The sequence below is a fragment of the Pseudomonas sp. W2-17 genome (genome assembly GCF_041060445.1).
Classification (GTDB): domain Bacteria; phylum Pseudomonadota; class Gammaproteobacteria; order Pseudomonadales; family Pseudomonadaceae; genus Aquipseudomonas.
The window spans coordinates 26,275-41,561 of record NZ_JAUFNS010000008.1 but is presented as its reverse complement, the minus strand read 5'-3'; the positions used below and the strand labels follow the sequence as shown (position 1 = coordinate 41,561).

Genomic DNA, 15,287 nt, shown 5'->3' with positions numbered 1-15,287 from the left:
TAGGCCCGCATCGATTTTTGTGATCAGAAGCGGGTGAATTCCGATTCGTCCGGGGCACTGGCCATGCTGTACGCGAACGCTTTGCGCGGCGGCTGCGGTTTGACCCGAGGCGGCTGGTGGCCCGGCTTGCTGCCGGAGTTGTCCACGCTGCTGCTTTGAGCGGCGGGCCGTGGCGTTGAATCCAGCACGAAGAAACTCATGGCCTGTTGCAGCTGTTCAGCCTGGCTGCTCATCTCTTCGGCGGTGGCGGCCAGTTCCTCGCTGCTCGACGCGTTCTGCTGGGTCACCTGGTTGAGCTGAGTCATTGCCGTGTTGATCTGCGCGACACCGGCGGCCTGCTCTTCGGAGGCCGCGCTGATTTCCTGCACCAGGTCGCTGGTCTTGTTGATGGACGGCACCATTTCGCCGAGCAACTTGCCGGCCTTCTCGGCCATGTCCACGCTGCTGGAAGACAGCTCGCCGATTTCCTGGGCCGCCACCTGACTGCGTTCGGCCAGCTTGCGCACCTCGGCCGCCACCACCGCGAAACCCTTGCCATGCTCACCGGCCCGAGCGGCCTCGATGGCGGCGTTGAGGGCCAGCAGGTTGGTCTGGTAGGCGATGTCATCGATGATACTGATGCGCTGGGCGATTTTTTTCATTGCCACAACGGTCTGCTGCACCGAATCGCCGCCCTCGGTGGCTTCCTTGGCGGCTTTGCTGGCCATGCCATCGGTCACTTTGGCGTTTTCGGTGTTCTGGTTGATGCTGGCGCTCATCTGCTCGATCGAAGCACTGGTTTCCTCGACACTGGCCGCCTGTTCACTGGTGGCCTGGCTCATCGATTGCGCAGTGGCGCTAACCTGCTCGGACGCGCTGGCCAGGTTATCGGCGGCGTTACGCACTTCGCCGATGATGTGTCCCAGCTTGCCGACCATGTTGCGCATGGCGTTGAGCACCATGCCGGTTTCATCCTTCGTGCCCGGTGCAATAGGTGCACTGAGGTTGCCTTCGGCCAACTGCTCGGCGGCGGTGGCGGCTTGTCTCAGCGGACGCGAAATGATCCGCGCGATGAACACGGCCAGACCCAGGCCGATCAATAACGCAGCGACCAGCGCCGCAATGATCGCCAAACGGGCGCTTTCGTACAGCGCCGAGCCTTTGTCACCGGCCACCGTCGCGCCGGCGTCATTGAGCTCGACCATTTTCTGCAGGCGGTTGGTCACATCATCAAAACGCACCTTGGATTCACCCCTGAGCAGAGTTCGCGCCTGGTCCTCCTGGTTCTGCCTGGAAAGCTCAAGTACCTGATTGCTTATTGCCAGGTAGGAGGCCCATGCGCTTTTCGCCGCCGCCAGAAGCTGACGATCTTCCTCGTCCGACGGCAACTGCTCATAGGTGCCCACGCGGGTTTCGAACTGCTGACGGGACTCGGTGGCTTCCCGCTCAGCCTGGGCCTTTTCTTCAGCGACGTCGGTCGTTATGTAGCGGTATTCTTTCAAGCGATAGTTGGCGGCAAAAAAACGCATCCCTGCCGCCGCGCGCATGGAGGGCATCCAGTCGCCCCTGATGTCCTGGGCAGCCTGGTTGACAGCGCCGAGCTGGAGGATGGCAAAGACGCCCGTCGCCGCAGTGAGTGCCAGGACCACCAGGAATGAGCTGATCAACTTGGTGGAAATTTTAAGATCGTAAAACCATTTCATCGTGGAGCCTCCAGGGTGTTGCAAATACGTCAGCGCGCGACGACGGTTGGCGAATAAGGCGCCTGGGTCGTGCGGGCTTCCAGTTGTACGATTTGGTTGAGCAACGCCGGTATGTCGAGGATCAGGGCCACCGCGCCACTGCCCAATATGGTGGAGCCGCTGATGCCGCGCAGTGCGCCAAACAACTTGCCCAACGGTTTGATCACGGTCTGGAACTCACCGAGCAGGTCATCGACCACCAGCCCGGCCTTGTGCTCGGCATAGCGCACTACCACCACGTTCTGGCGTCGGCCGGCGCTGCCTTCGTGGCTGAAGTGCTCGCGCAGGTCCACCAGCGGCAGCACCTCGCCACGCAAATCCAGGTAACCCTGGTCGCGGCTCGACTGGCGCTGGTGTTCGTCCAGTTCGATGCATTCCTGAACCATGTCCAGCGGGATCACGTAAGTGGACTTATCGATGCTGACCAAAAACCCATTGATGATCGCCAGGGTCAGCGGCAAGCGGATGCGCACCACGGTGCCCTGGCCGGGACGACTGTCGAGATCGACGGTACCGCGCAGCAAGGTGATATTGCGCTTGACCACGTCCATGCCGACGCCACGGCCGGACAGATTGGTCACCGCCTCGGCGGTAGAGAATCCCGGTTCGAAAATCAGGTTGTAGATCTCCTGATCAGAAAGCACCGCACCGCTGGCCACCAAGCCTCGCTCTTGAGCTTTCTCCAGGATCCGTTCGCGGTTGAGTCCGTTGCCGTCGTCGGCGATTTCGATGACGATGCTGCCCGAGTCGTGGTAGGCATTGAGGCTCAGATGGCCCTTCCCTGCCTTGCCGGCAGCGCGCCGGGCATCGGCGCTTTCGATGCCGTGGTCCATGGCGTTGCGCAGCAGGTGCATCAACGGGTCGCCGATTTTCTCGACAACGGTCTTGTCCAGTTCGGTTTCGGCGCCGCTGATGGTCAGCTCGATGTCCTTGCCCAGCTCCTGGCTGATGTCGCGCACCACACGGCGGAAGCGGTTGAACGTGTCGCCGATGGGGATCATGCGCAGGTGCAGTGCGCCATCAAGAATCTCCTCCACCAGTCCTGATACCGTCGAGGTCGCCTCTTGCAGCGGGTCGTTCTGACAGGAACGTGCCAACAGGCTGGCACCGGCGCTCGCGATCACCAGTTCGCCGACCAGGTTAATCAGCTCGTCAAGCTTGTCCGCATTGACGCGCACGTAGTTGCCGTCCCGGGTTTTTGGCTCACTGGTCGCCGGTAGCCGCTGCGCCGACGCCGTCAATGGCCCCTGCTCCGCCTGAGCAACCAACTCGCTGCCGATGGACACAGCATTGTGGGATGCTTCGTCGACGGCCTCGATGCGCACTTCGCAGTCGTCACGCACAAAGTCGAAGACTTCGTTGAGGGTGGCGTGGCTGGCCGTCGAGCGCAGCTCGATCTCGAATCCCAAGTAGCAGCTTTCGGGGTCCCAGCTGTCCAGTGCCGGAATGGTGTCGGTGAGGGTCGTGACGTGCGTTATCTGCCCCAGGGTTTCCAGGTAGCGCAGGAACGACAGCGGGTCCATGCCATTGCGAAACACGTCCACACCGAAGTGCAGGGAAATATGCCAGAGCACCTCGGCTGACGTGTCGGCAGAGCCGGTTTCGGTGTTTTGAGCGCCGGTGTCGGAGGTACTGTGCGGGGCCTGATAGGTGCTCAACGCCTCGCGCAACGCCGCTTCGCGTTCCAGGGCCGCAGGTTGCAGCGTCTCTCCACGACTGGCGACGACGTTGATCAACTCGAGCATATGATCGCCGCACTTGAGCAGCACCGCGATCAGCCCGGTGTCGACTGCCACACTGCCGTCGCGCAGTCGGTCGAGTACGTCCTCGACAATGTGCGTGAAGCTGACGACGGGGTTCAGGCCGAACAGACCGGCGGAACCCTTGATGGTGTGCGCGGCACGAAAAATCGCGCCGATGGCATCCTGGTCGGCGGGCTCGGTTTCCAGCTGCAGCAGGGATTGCTCCATGACCTGCAACAGTTCGTGCGCCTCGACGATGAATGTCTGTAGTGCCTGGTCGAGATTGATGCTCACCTGGACCTTCCTTGTCTATCAACGAACGTGCAATGAACGGGTTGGGGCTGGCGTGGCGGTCTGTTTATGAGGCCGCTTTGCGGCACAGCTCAAGGGCCTGCGTGACCGCCACGCTCTGGCCGGTGACACTTAACGCGGTGCCAGCGCTGTCGGCTTCACGCTGGATGACCGCGAGCAACTGCAGCCCCGCGCCATCCATTTCTGTGACCTGCGAGAGGTCCAGCTTCACGCGTGGCGCTCCACCCATCTGCGGCAACAGCGCGCCCGCCAGCTCGGCCACGGTGTAGATCGTCAGCTCTCCGTCAATGCTGACGCAGGTGCTGTCGTCCAGTGTTTCGATGGTGATCGGCATCGCAGCCTCCCTCGCGCAAGGTTTCAAGGCAGTATCAGTTTCGACACCGCAGCCAGCATCTGCGCGGGCTGAAACGGCTTGACCACCCACGCCTTGGCACCCGCCGCCTGGCCCTCGGCCTTCTTCGACTCCTGGGACTCGGTGGTCAGCATGATGATCGGGGTGAACTTGTAGCTGGCCAGCTTCTTGACCTCCTTGACGAAGGTGATGCCGTCCATGTTGGGCATGTTCACGTCACTGATGATCAGGTGCACTTTCTGCCCGGTGAGCTTGCGCAGCGCATCCTTGCCGTCGCACGCCTCGATCACATCGTAACCGGCGCTTTTCAAGGCGATGCCTACCACTTGCCGCACGCTGCTGGAGTCGTCGACCACTAATACATTCTTCGCCATGAGGGGCTCCTAAAAGAAGGTGATGTCTTGAGAATTCTGCTGCACAGGCGTCTCGCCACGGTGGGTGCGGCGCTGCTCGTCGGTGGCGTAGGTAGCGTCCATGCGCGCCAACCACTGGCGGGCATCGATGGACGTCGCCTGATCCGGGGCCTCGTTCGCCTGTCGCAGGTGGCCATGCAGGTCTTCCATGTTGTCGCGCACATGGCTGAGGATCTGGCTCACACGGTCCTGGAATTGCAGGTCGACCAGAACTTCGGTCATCTCGTCACCAATGCCCCGGCTTTCCTGCTTGAGCAGGTCCGCGGATTCGGCCAGGCGGCCGGTGATGTTATGAAAACGCTCGAGAACGACTTGGATACTGTTTTCTGACGCGGCCACCGATTGACTGTCCTGATCGGCGCTGCTGGAGGCGGCGTGCACCAATTGGGTGATGCCGTTATTGATGATGTCGACCTTGGCCGACATCTGCTGGCCGGTCTCGCTGGATTTGCTCGACAGGCTGCGCACCGCGTCGGCCACGACGGCAAAGCCGCGACCGGCTTCACCGGCACGGGCCGCTTCAATGGCCGCGTTGAGTGCCAGCAGGTTGGTCTGCGCGGCAATCGCCGCCACGTCGGCGGCCATGGTGCGCAGTTCGCCGGTATACGCGGTGAGGCCGCGCACCTGGGCCAGGGTCTGGTCACGGCTGGTTTGAGCGGCCTTGAGCGAGTTGATCACTTGGCTCAAATCGCTTTCGCTGAGGGACAGCACTTCAAGCGCCCCGTCCGCGGTTTGCCCGTCGAGTTCGCCGGCGGCGCGCTGGGAAGCCTGAACCGTTTCCTGCAATCGCGCGGCGATCCCGATGAATCGATGGGTCAGATTCACAATCGCTTCTTCGGTCTGATGCCGTGAGCTTTCCACCTGCCGGGCCCAGATCGGCATGGCGCCCAGCAACACCTCATCGAGTTGTACCCGCGAGGCCATGCTGTTGCTGGCCGCGTCCGCTTCTGACTGCTCCGCTTGTGCCCGGGCAGTGGCGCGCAACACCACGTCACGTTGGGACACAGCACTCCACGCTCCTGCGCCGAGGCCGACCAGAACCAGTGCCGCACACGCGATGACGTTAGGGAGAGAGGTCGACTGGAACAGTATCCAGGCGACGGCGGGCACAACCGGAATGAGGGTGAACCCGAGAAAGCGCCGAGAGCGGGGAGCGGAAATGGGGCTGGATTGACGCTGAGTCATGGGTCCGATCCTTGAACAATGCTGCGTATGTAACTGACATCACGGTTATCTGCCCAGTGCGTCACAACTTGAGTTAACCGCCCTGCCTTCCGTCTGGTTTATGACTGTCGCGTTACGGCGCAGGATGCCTGCGTTTAGCGACAACGCCGGGCCCCGCATAGAAGCTCCCCGGCGTTGCGGCCAGACCCTTGGCGATGGTCGTCTTGCCGGTGCCGGGCAAACCACTGAAGACGATGAGCATTTAAGACTCCCCATAGGTTGTGCTGCTAAAGAGGGCTAATTTACTCCTATGAGGGATGCCAACGCCTCCGGTGGTGTTCAAGATCCAATAAATCAGTCCCGTTGAAGACAATATTTGAGTTGAGCCACCCATGCCCATCCGCGCCGTTTTGTTCGACCTCGACAACACCTTGGTACACCGCCAGCAAAGCATCGACGCCTACGCAAAAGTGTTTGTGCGCGAGTATGCACCCCACCTTGGCAGCCATGATCCTGCGCTGATCGCCCACCTGATTGCCGCTCAGGACAACGGCGGTTATCTATCAGCGGACAGTCCTCACCCCACTATCAGAATGGCTGTCGCATCAGCGCTGGTTGAACGCCTGCCATGGCGGCTACCGGTGGACGTGGCGGGGCTGGCAGCGCATTGGGTCGAGCATTTCCCGGCGCAAACCGTGGAAATGCCGGGCGCTCGGACGCTGATCGATACGCTGCTGGAACAAGGCATCACCGTCGCTATCATTTCCAATGGCACCCAGCGATCACGCGAGCGCACAGTCGCTCGCCTCCCCTTTGCACGGCACGTCACGCATTTGATGAGCTCGGAGGCAGCAGGCTGGCGAAAACCCGATCCGCGGATTTTTCTGCAGGCGGCTCAACTGCTGGGGCTCGATGCAGGCGAATGCATGTATGTAGGCGATCATCCGATCAACGACGTCAAAGGCGCTGAATCCGCTGGCATGAAGGCCGTGTGGTTAAGCGGGTTTCACCCCTGGCCGCAGTCGGAAGCTGCGCCCGTTTCCACCGTCGATGCCCTGGAGGATGTTCTGCCGCTGCTTGACCAGGCAAACAGCGGCGGTAGATTCACCCGCGCAGGCCCGCCTTGATCGGTTTTTTATCAAGCAGAGCTCGCTGCCAAAGCTGCCCCACCCAGGAAGTCCACATGACACTGACTGCCTCCGGCCTCATTGATCTCGCCCTGTCCAACCCGATCAACGCCCAACTGGTCGAGCGGCTGCCATCCCTGGGGCTCAACCAGACCCTGCTCACCGCGGGCTGCCTGTTCCAGTCGGTCTGAAACCAGCTATCCGATCGTCCGGCGGGCTGGGGCGTGAATGATTACGACGTGTTCTATTTCGACGAGGACCTCTCATGGGAGGCAGAGAACCGCGTCATTGTGGCGGCGCAGTCGCTCTTTGAGGACTTGGACGTCAAGGTGGAACTGCGCAATCAGGCGCGTGTGCATCTCTGGTTTGCAGACCGGTTTGGCAATGACTACCCGCCGCTTCAGTCCGCGAAAAACGGCATCGACCGCTTCCTCATCTGCTCGACCTGCGTCGGCTTGCACTTAGACACTGGCGAGCTCTACGCGCCCCACGGATTGGATGAGCTGGAACCAGGGGTTTTGCGCATGAACCCAAACTTCCCGCAACCCTCGCTGTTCCGCAAAAAGGCGCAGAGCTATCAGGCACGCTGGGACTGGTTGCGCATTGTTGAGCCAGGTTGCGGTCTCTGAGAGGATTCATAAGACCCGCGCCAGCGCGTCTAAGTGACGCCATACTTAAGCAGATCAGCCCCATTTAATAAACGTGACGTCAATTTACCGACTACCAAACTGCCCGCTAATCCATCAAAAATTCAAAAGCGTCATATTCCCGACGAAATGCACTTTCACCGCATTGCCTTCCGCCATCACCTCCCCTCAAAATCGCCTCACACCCGCTGTCCCGCGCCGTGATTTGCCAAAAAGGAATGAGAGCAATGAATAGCATTTTTGTGGTCGTAATGACGATGTGTTCCGGTGGGGAAGGATGTCTGGACGAGAGCCAGCCGACGGCGTATTCGACCCGCGCAGAATGCATGGAGAGCGTTGCCGTAATGCCGACCCGACGGGGCATCAAATACCGCTGTTCATCGGTGCCGCAGGTGCTGATCACCCAGCAGCGCCGCGCGACCCAGAATCACCTGGTGAACAACTCTACCGAAGCGTCGGTCAGCCCTTGAATGGCAACGCCGGGCCATTAACAAACCCGGCCCGGCGCAGTTGATTCATACAGCCAGCTGATTCAGCCCGCCGCCACCACAGTGATCTCCACCAGCAAATCCGGCGCTGCCAGGCGTGATTCGACGGTAGCCCGCGCGGGCGCGTGCCCTTCCGGTGCCCAGGCGTCCCAGACTTCATTCATGCCGGCGAAATTCGCCGCGATGTCCGACAGCCAGACCTGCGCGGTGAGAATCCGCGTTTTATCGAGGCCGGCCTTGGCCAGGTAGTTGTCGATCTTCTCCAGCACTTGCGCCGTTTGCCCCTTGATGTCCAAAGTGCGATCCGTGGCCGTCTGGCCGCCGAGGAAGGTAAATCCGTTGCACTGCACGACACGGCTCATACGTTGGTTGGTTTCGATGCGATTGATTTCCAGCATGTGAACTCCTGATGGGATGGTGGGTGTTAAGGGTTTATCGAACGACTAAAGAGGCGCCGCTCGGAATATCGAACTGTGGCGTTTTACAGCGGGCGTCATCAAAGCGTCCTATGTCGAACGCCTCCAGCGAAATGTCCGAATGCTCGCCAAGGATCTGCTGCGCCAGGCGCTTGCCGGTGCCGGGGCCCATCTGAAAACCACTGCCGCAGAATCCGAAGGCATAACTGAGATGGCTGGCCTTGCGGCTCGCGCCGATCACCGGCAAATCATCCGCGGTAAACGCTTCGACGCCGGCCCAGACGCGATTGACGCCCAGGTGCCTGAGATGGGGAAACAGGTCGGTGACGGTCCTCGCGCTGATGCCGAGCTGTGCCAGGTCCACTTCGCCGTGGCGCGCCGGGAAGTCCACGCTGCCAATGAGCTTGCCGCCAATCACCACCGTGCCATTGGCGAACTGCTTGAATGACAGCGAGCGACCGGTTGCCCCCAGCACTGGCGCGCAAAACGGCGCGACGCGGTGGGTCACCATCAGCATCAGGCCCTCGGGGTGGGCCGGCACCGATTCGCCGACTTGTTCGGCCAGCTCACGCGCCCAGGCACCGGCCGTAATCACCAGATGCCCGGCGCTGAACACCCCGACGGGCGTGGTGACTTGCCACTCACTGCCGCGTTGTTCGATGCGCTGGGCCGGCGTTGTTTCAAGCACCTTCACTCCGAGTTTTTCTGCCGCCAGCCGAAAGCTCGTCACCGTTCTGTAGGGAATGGCGTAGCCGTCATCCTTGACCCAGATGCCGCCCACCACATGCCGGGCAACCGTAGGAATGATCTCGAACACCTGTTGAGCGTCGATCAGCACTTCATGGGTGAAACCCAGGCGCTGCAAGTGTTCGACCCGCCGTCGGCATTCGTCGAGTTCGGCGGCGGTTTCAGCGAGCTTGAGCTGGCCGCTGGGCACGAAGCCGCCGTCATCGCCGAGTGTCTGCGAAAGGTCGTGCCAAAGGGCGCGGGACGACAGCGCCAGGGGAATTTCCGCCTCGTGACGGCCGAGGGTACGCACCCCGCCGGCGTTGACCCCGGACGCATGCCGACCGCAGTAATCAGCCTCCAGCACTGTGACCTCAACGCCGCGCTGAGCCAGGTGCAACGCAGTGCTCAGACCGTGAATGCCGCCGCCGATCACCAGCACATCGCTGTGCCTTGCCCGCGCCTCACTCACCGGCCAGCTCTCCAAGGGTGATGGGCTTGATCGGCGGGCGAATGCGGTAGTAACCGACTTCTGACGCCGACACACCGCGCGCCTTGGCGATCACCTCTGTGACGGTCAGCCCGCACATCCGGCCCTGACACGGCCCCATGCCACAGCGGCCGAAGGATTTGGCCTGATTGGGTCCGGCGCAGCCCAGCGCGACGAACTTGCGCAGGTCCCCCGCCGTCACTTCCTCGCAACGGCAGACGATGACTTCATCGGCGGGAATGCGGTTCGCTTCCTTCGGCTGATAGAGCGCATCGAGAAACGGCCGAATGCGCAGGTTCAACGCCAGCTGTTCACGCAGCGGCGCTGCCCGTTCATCACGCTGACCGGCATCGAACGTGCCCAGCCGTTGCGCAATGCTCAGCGCCGCCAACTCGCCCTGCAGCGCCGCAGCCTGGGCACCGCCGATGCCGGCACCGTCACCGGCGACAAACATCCCCGGCACGTCCAGCTCACCCCAAGGATCGATCACCGGGCTGAAGCACAACTGCTCGGCGTCCCAGACATGACGTGCGCGCAGCGACTGGCTGAATTGAATGTTCGGCACCACGCCTTGATGCAACAGCACGCAGCGCGCGTCGATCCGCTGAGCCTTGCCGTCCACGGTGAAGGTCAACGCCGTGGCGGCTTCGTCACCCTCGATCGCCAATTGCGCGGCGCCGGTGTGGTGCGGGATGCGTGCGCTGCGCAGGCTGCGCATTAACTCCAGGCCCTTGCGCAGGTACGGCCAGGCGCGCATCGCCGCGAACAGATGACGCCGCGCCCGCCAGTAGTCTTCCGGCCGCGTGGTGTCGACCAAGGCCTTGATCGGCACGCCCGCGCGCAGGTATTGCCAGCCGAGCAGGTACAGCAGCGGGCCGCAGCCGGCCAGCACCACCGGTTCGGACGGCGCGAGACCGGCACTCTTCAGCAGAATCTGTGCGGCGCCCGCGCTCATGACGCCCGGCAATGTCCAGCCCGGAATGGGAAACGGCCGTTCCATGGCGCCGGTGGCGAGCAACACGGCCTTGGCCTGAAGCGTGTGCAAGCGTCCGTCGCGCAGGTAGCTGACCTGATGATCCCGGGTCACCTGCCAGACTGCCGCGCCTTTTTCATAACGCACCGATGACGACGCCAGAGCCTGGGCCAGTACGTTGCCGTGGGCGTAATCCGCGCCGAGAAGATCCCTTCGCGACAGGGGCGCGAGGGTAATGCCGCGATAAATCTGCCCGCCCGGACTGCCCTGCTCGTCGAGCAACACCACCTGCAAACCGAACCCGGCCAGGGCCACCGCGCCTGCCATGCCGGCGGCACCTGCGCCTACGACGACCACGTCCACCGCGTCCACGACACCGCCAAAAAGATCATTCATGACTGCACCTCGACGGTCTGGACATTGGCGGTTTGCCCATCGGCGTTCTGCACATCGCCGGGTTGGAAAATCAGGTCCCGCGCGCCTTCCTGGGAGCGGATGCGCATGCCCTCCGCCACTTCGATCAGGCAGCTCTGGCGGTTGGGCACGCCGTTAATGTCCACCAGGCACTCGAAGCACACGCCCATCATGCAATACGGCGCCCGGGGCGATTCGCTCACCGGTGTCGCGCGGAAGCGGTTGATGCCGGACATCAGCAAGGCCGCCGCGACACTGATGCCCGCCGGCACCGCGAGGGTTTGATCGTTGAAGCTGAGGCAGACAGTCCGCGTCGACCTGACTTCACTCATGACCGGTTGAAACAGCGGATCAGTGCGCATGGGAAAACACCTTGTCAGTCAGGAAACGCTCGCCGGCAAATACGCCGAGCTCGTCAGGCATGGCGCCGCCCATCACCCACGGCGCGATGCGCAGGGCATGGGCGGCGGCCAGGGTCACGCCGCTGTGGCAGGTCACCACGAACGCGCCCGGATGGCTGGCCGATTGCTGATAAATGGGAAAACCGTCGGGGCTCATGACGCGCAGCGCCGCCCAGGCACGAATCAGCCGCACTTCACGCAGCAATGGAAAAGTCGCGACACCGCGTCGGGCAATGGCTTCGAGCACGTGGGTTGACGTGTTGTCGTCGAAACCCACCTCCTCCATCGAGTCGCCCAACTGCACGGTGCCTTCGTCGGTCTGCCGCACGTTGATGGTCGGGTGGTCGAGAAAAGGCCGGACCCGCTCGCTGACCAGCACCTGGCCGCGGTTCGGCGCCACTGGCGCATGCAGGCCCACTTGGCGGGCCAGACCCGGATTGCCCAGCCCGGCCGCCAGCACCACCCGAGGCGCGATGAAGCGTTGAGCGCCGGCGGTGACGCAAAACTCACCGGTTGCACCGTCGATGCGATCCACCTGAATGCCGCCGTAAAACCGCGCGCCTTTGGCCTGGGCCGAGGTGTGCAGCGCGCGCAGCAATTTCAGAGGATTCACGTGGCCGTCCTGGGGCGTGTAACTGGCGCCCACCACGGACGGGCCGATCAAGGGCAAGCGCGCCTTGAGGTCGGCGGCGTCGAGCATCTGAAAGGGGTAGTCGCCGAGGGCGTCCTGCAGGGTTTGCAGGCGCGATTGCCGCTCGATCAGCTCCTCGTCGCTGAAGCACATATGGAAACCGCCCGGCTGCCGGAGCTGCACGTCCACCCCGCTGTCGGCCATCAGCGCCCGGGCGAAGTCCGGCCAGCGGCTCGCCGAAGAACGCGTCCAGCGCGAATAGTCCGGTAAATCGTGGCCTTTGCCCTGGACCCAGACCAGCCCGAAATTGCCCCGTGAGGCGCGAAACGCATCATCGCCCTGGTCCAGCACCACGGTGTCGGCGCCGCTGCGGGCCAAGCCGTAAGCGACTGCCGTCCCCACCAGCCCGCCGCCGATGACGATCACGTCCGAGTGAATGACGCTCTGTGTGGCTTGGCTCATTTGCCTTCTCCAATCAAGACCCGGTCCAATCCGACCATTCGGTCCAATATCAGCATCAGCAGCAAGGTGCCGACGATCAGCACCGTCGACACCGCCGTGATCAACGGGTCGATGGTCTGGGAAATCTGGTTGTACATCGCCACCGGCAGCGTCGTGGTACCGGGGGTGGCGACGAACACGGTCATGGTCAGTTCGTCGAAGCTCTGGATGAACGCGAGCATCCAGCCGCCGACCACGCCGGTGCGGATCCGCGGCAGCACCACCCGGTAGAACGCTGTCCAGCGACTGGCGCCCAGAGACAGCGCGGCGTGCTCGATGTCCCGCTCAAGGCCGATGGTTGAGGCCAGGGTCAGGCGCAACGCGTAAGGCAGGACGACAATCACGTGGGTCAGTGTCAGCGCCCAGAACGAGCCGCCGATCTGCGCCAGGGAAAAGAAGCGCAGGAACGCGATGCCCAGCACCACCGAGGGAATCATCAGCGGCGACAGCAGAAACCCGGTCACCGCGCCCCGGCCGGGAAAGTCATAACGGCTGATGGCCAATGCCGCCGGGATTGCCAGCAACGCGGCAATGGTCGCCGACGCCAGGCCCAGCTTGATCGACAGCGCGAAGGCGTCGAGCATGTCCTGGTTGTCCGCCAGCGCCCGAAACCAGCGCAGCGACAGGCCTTCGGTGGGCAGCGACAGGTAGCCCTTGCTGGTGAACGCCATCGCCATCACCACCACCAGCGGCGCGATGATGAAGGTGACGAACAGGGCATGGAACAGCAGCGAAAAAAATCCGTTCTTGTGCATGGTCGGCTACTCGAAGACTTGCTTGAACCGGCGCTCGGCCAGTTTGCTGCAACCCAGAATGATGATCAGATTCGCCAGCAGCAAAAGCATCGCGATGGCCGCGCCGAGGGGCCAGTTGAGGGTGCCGAGGAACTCGTCGTACGCCGCCGTCGCCACCACTTTCAGGCGCCGGCCGCCGATGATTGCCGGGGTGGCAAAGGCCGACGCGGCCAGGGCGAAGACGATGATCGAGCCGGACAGCACGCCGGGCATGATCTGCGGCAGGATGATCCGGCGGAACACCGTCAGCCGCGAGGCCCCGAGGGACAGGCCCGCCCACTCCACTTGAAGGTCCAGCCGTTGCAGGGTCGCCCAGACCGCAATGACCATGAACGGCACCAGCACGTGGGTCAGGGCGATGACCACGCCGACCTGGGTAAACAGCATTTTCACCGGCTGGTCAGTGATGCCCAGGGCTTGCAGGGCATCATTGATCAGCCCGTTGTTGCCCAGCAGAATCGCCCAGCCCAGGGTCCGCACCACCACGGAAATCAGCAGCGGTCCCAACACCACCAGCAGGAACAGCGAACGCCAGCGCGGCGCCATGCGCGCAATGATGATGGTTTCCGGAATGCCCAGCAGCACGCACAGCACCGTGACCGTCAGGGCCATGCCGCCGGTGCGCAGGAAGATCTCGTGGAAGTAATCGTCCTTGAACACCTCCAGGTAATTGCCAAGGCTGTAGCTCGGCACCACGCCGTCGGTGTCGCTGAACAGGTTCAACGACAGCACGGCGGTCAGCAGCAAGGGCGCCAGCAACAGCGCGATGAACACCAGCAATGCCGGCCCGCTCAGCAGCCACGGCGCCACGCCTACCCGTTCGGCGTCATACCTGGCCATGGGCGACCTCCCGGTCCAGCAGACGCAGGTCGTCATCCGACCAGTCCAGCCCGACTTCGCTGCCCTCCTCCGGCGGCGGTGTGCCGAGGTTTGGCAGGGTCATGTGCACCAGCCCCAGGCGACTTTCCACCGCCATCAGCCACAGATTGCCAAGAAACACCCGCAGCCTGACGCGCCCGGAAAACCGCCCGCTGCCCACCGCCACCAGACGGATTTTCTCCGGGCGAATGTAGACGTTGACGTCATTGCCCAGCGCGCGGTCTTCGTGGGGCACGTGCATCAGCGTGTCGTGGACCTGCACGTGGCAGCAACGATCGTTGCGCAGTTGTACCGCGCCGGCGAAAGCGTTGGTCTTGCCGAGGAACGCCGACGCGAAGGGCGAATGCGGCCGCTCATAGGCTTCGAAGGGCGTGTCGATCTGCACGATGCGGCCCTTTTGCATCACCGCGATGCGGTCGCTCATGGTCATCGCTTCGACCTGATCGTGGGTCACCAGAATGGTGGTGATGCCCAGCTCGCGCTGAATCGCCCGCAGTTCGATGTGCATCTCCTCGCGCAGCTTGGCGTCGAGGTTGGACATGGGTTCATCAAGCAGCAACAGGTTCGGACGGATCGCCAGTGCGCGGGCAATCGCCACACGCTGGCGCTGCCCTCCCGACAGGGCTTTCGGGTAACGCTCACCGAGGCCCGCGAGGCGCACCAGATCCAGCGCCTCGTCGACGCGCTTGCCGCGCTCGGCCCTGGGCACGCCGCGCATTTCCAGACCGAAGCTGATGTTCTGCGCCACGGTCATGTGCGGAAACAGCGCATAGCTCTGAAAGACGATGCCCAGCCCGCGCTGCTCCGGGCGCACGTCGGTGATGTCGCGGCCGTCGAGGACGATCCGGCCCTCCGTGGGCTGCACGAAGCCTGCGATGGACTGCAGCGTGGTGGTCTTGCCGCACCCGGACGGGCCGAGCAAGGCGATGAACTCGCCGTGCCGGACTTCCAGGTTCAAACCGTCAATGGCCCTGAACGTGCCGTAGGTCTTGACGATGCCTTCGAGGGTGAGAAATGCCATGGGCGTGCCACGCAGGCGGACCTGCGTCTCCAGAAGGGTGCTCGGGAAGATCGGCTTGTAAGCCGATCAGCGACT

At 62.9% G+C, this 15,287-nt stretch carries 15 protein-coding genes and 2 pseudogenes; 3 read left to right on the top strand and 14 right to left on the bottom strand.

Features of this window, described 5'->3' with window-relative positions; all coding sequences use genetic code 11:
- Positions 1-23: 23 nt before the first annotated feature.
- From QWI20_RS11885 to QWI20_RS11860, 6 genes and pseudogenes are all read right to left on the bottom strand, one after another.
- Entirely contained in the window at positions 24-1,682 is a 1,659-nt protein-coding gene (locus QWI20_RS11885) for a methyl-accepting chemotaxis protein (RefSeq protein WP_369305643.1), read from the bottom strand.
- 29 nt (positions 1,683-1,711) lie between these two features.
- Entirely contained in the window at positions 1,712-3,757 is a 2,046-nt protein-coding gene (locus QWI20_RS11880) for a chemotaxis protein CheA (protein WP_369305642.1), read from the bottom strand.
- 64 nt (positions 3,758-3,821) lie between these two features.
- Positions 3,822-4,109 (bottom strand): lipid asymmetry maintenance protein MlaB, encoded by a 288-nt coding sequence (locus QWI20_RS11875; protein WP_369305641.1) that lies wholly within the window; start codon positions 4,107-4,109, stop codon positions 3,822-3,824.
- Between the two features lie 23 nt (positions 4,110-4,132).
- Positions 4,133-4,501 (bottom strand): response regulator, encoded by a 369-nt coding sequence (locus QWI20_RS11870; RefSeq protein ID WP_369305640.1) that lies wholly within the window; start codon positions 4,499-4,501, stop codon positions 4,133-4,135.
- 9 nt (positions 4,502-4,510) lie between these two features.
- A complete protein-coding gene (locus QWI20_RS11865) occupies positions 4,511-5,725 on the bottom strand; it encodes a methyl-accepting chemotaxis protein (RefSeq protein WP_369305639.1) in 1,215 nt (404 codons plus the stop codon).
- A gap of 178 nt (positions 5,726-5,903) precedes the next feature.
- Positions 5,904-5,966 (bottom strand): annotated as a pseudogene (locus QWI20_RS11860) (kinase); the annotation flags it as partial.
- Positions 5,967-6,096: 130 nt separating this feature from the next.
- Here QWI20_RS11860 and QWI20_RS11855 point away from each other — a divergent pair.
- The 3 genes and pseudogenes from QWI20_RS11855 (at position 6,097) to QWI20_RS11845 (ending at position 7,948) form a co-directional block, all read left to right on the top strand.
- Positions 6,097-6,831 carry an HAD family hydrolase gene (locus QWI20_RS11855; RefSeq protein WP_369305638.1) on the top strand — a complete coding sequence of 245 codons (735 nt, stop codon included), beginning with the start codon at positions 6,097-6,099 and terminating at the stop codon, positions 6,829-6,831.
- A 56-nt stretch (positions 6,832-6,887) separates the two neighbouring features.
- A pseudogene (locus tag QWI20_RS11850) lies at positions 6,888-7,460 on the top strand (nucleotidyltransferase family protein).
- Between the two features lie 245 nt (positions 7,461-7,705).
- Positions 7,706-7,948 (top strand): hypothetical protein, encoded by a 243-nt coding sequence (locus QWI20_RS11845; RefSeq protein ID WP_369305637.1) that lies wholly within the window; start codon positions 7,706-7,708, stop codon positions 7,946-7,948.
- Between the two features lie 62 nt (positions 7,949-8,010).
- Here QWI20_RS11845 and QWI20_RS11840 read toward each other — a convergent pair whose 3' ends face one another.
- From QWI20_RS11840 to QWI20_RS11805, 8 genes are read right to left on the bottom strand one after another with little or no spacing between them, the layout of a single operon-like run.
- Positions 8,011-8,364: a RidA family protein gene (locus QWI20_RS11840; protein WP_065990810.1), complete on the bottom strand. Its 354-nt coding sequence runs from the start codon at positions 8,362-8,364 to the stop codon at positions 8,011-8,013.
- Between the two features lie 34 nt (positions 8,365-8,398).
- Positions 8,399-9,580, bottom strand: coding sequence for an NAD(P)/FAD-dependent oxidoreductase (locus QWI20_RS11835; RefSeq protein ID WP_369305636.1), 1,182 nt, complete (start codon positions 9,578-9,580; stop codon positions 8,399-8,401).
- Positions 9,573-10,967: an FAD-dependent oxidoreductase gene (locus tag QWI20_RS11830; protein ID WP_369305635.1), complete on the bottom strand. Its 1,395-nt coding sequence runs from the start codon at positions 10,965-10,967 to the stop codon at positions 9,573-9,575. The genes QWI20_RS11835 and QWI20_RS11830 overlap by 8 nt, the downstream gene beginning before the upstream one ends.
- The gene (locus tag QWI20_RS11825; RefSeq protein ID WP_369305634.1) at positions 10,964-11,347 is read right to left on the bottom strand and encodes a (2Fe-2S)-binding protein; all 384 of its coding nucleotides are present in this window, start codon (positions 11,345-11,347) and stop codon (positions 10,964-10,966) included. Before QWI20_RS11825 ends, QWI20_RS11830 begins: the two co-directional genes overlap by 4 nt.
- The gene (locus QWI20_RS11820; protein ID WP_369305633.1) at positions 11,337-12,479 is read right to left on the bottom strand and encodes an NAD(P)/FAD-dependent oxidoreductase; all 1,143 of its coding nucleotides are present in this window, start codon (positions 12,477-12,479) and stop codon (positions 11,337-11,339) included. Before QWI20_RS11820 ends, QWI20_RS11825 begins: the two co-directional genes overlap by 11 nt.
- Positions 12,476-13,273, bottom strand: coding sequence for an ABC transporter permease (locus tag QWI20_RS11815; protein WP_369305632.1), 798 nt, complete (start codon positions 13,271-13,273; stop codon positions 12,476-12,478). The genes QWI20_RS11820 and QWI20_RS11815 overlap by 4 nt, the downstream gene beginning before the upstream one ends.
- Before the next feature lie 6 nt (positions 13,274-13,279).
- The gene (locus QWI20_RS11810) at positions 13,280-14,152 is read right to left on the bottom strand and encodes an ABC transporter permease (protein ID WP_369305631.1); all 873 of its coding nucleotides are present in this window, start codon (positions 14,150-14,152) and stop codon (positions 13,280-13,282) included.
- Positions 14,139-15,212 carry an ABC transporter ATP-binding protein gene (locus QWI20_RS11805; RefSeq protein WP_369305630.1) on the bottom strand — a complete coding sequence of 358 codons (1,074 nt, stop codon included), beginning with the start codon at positions 15,210-15,212 and terminating at the stop codon, positions 14,139-14,141. Before QWI20_RS11805 ends, QWI20_RS11810 begins: the two co-directional genes overlap by 14 nt.
- Positions 15,213-15,287: the final 75 nt, after the last annotated feature.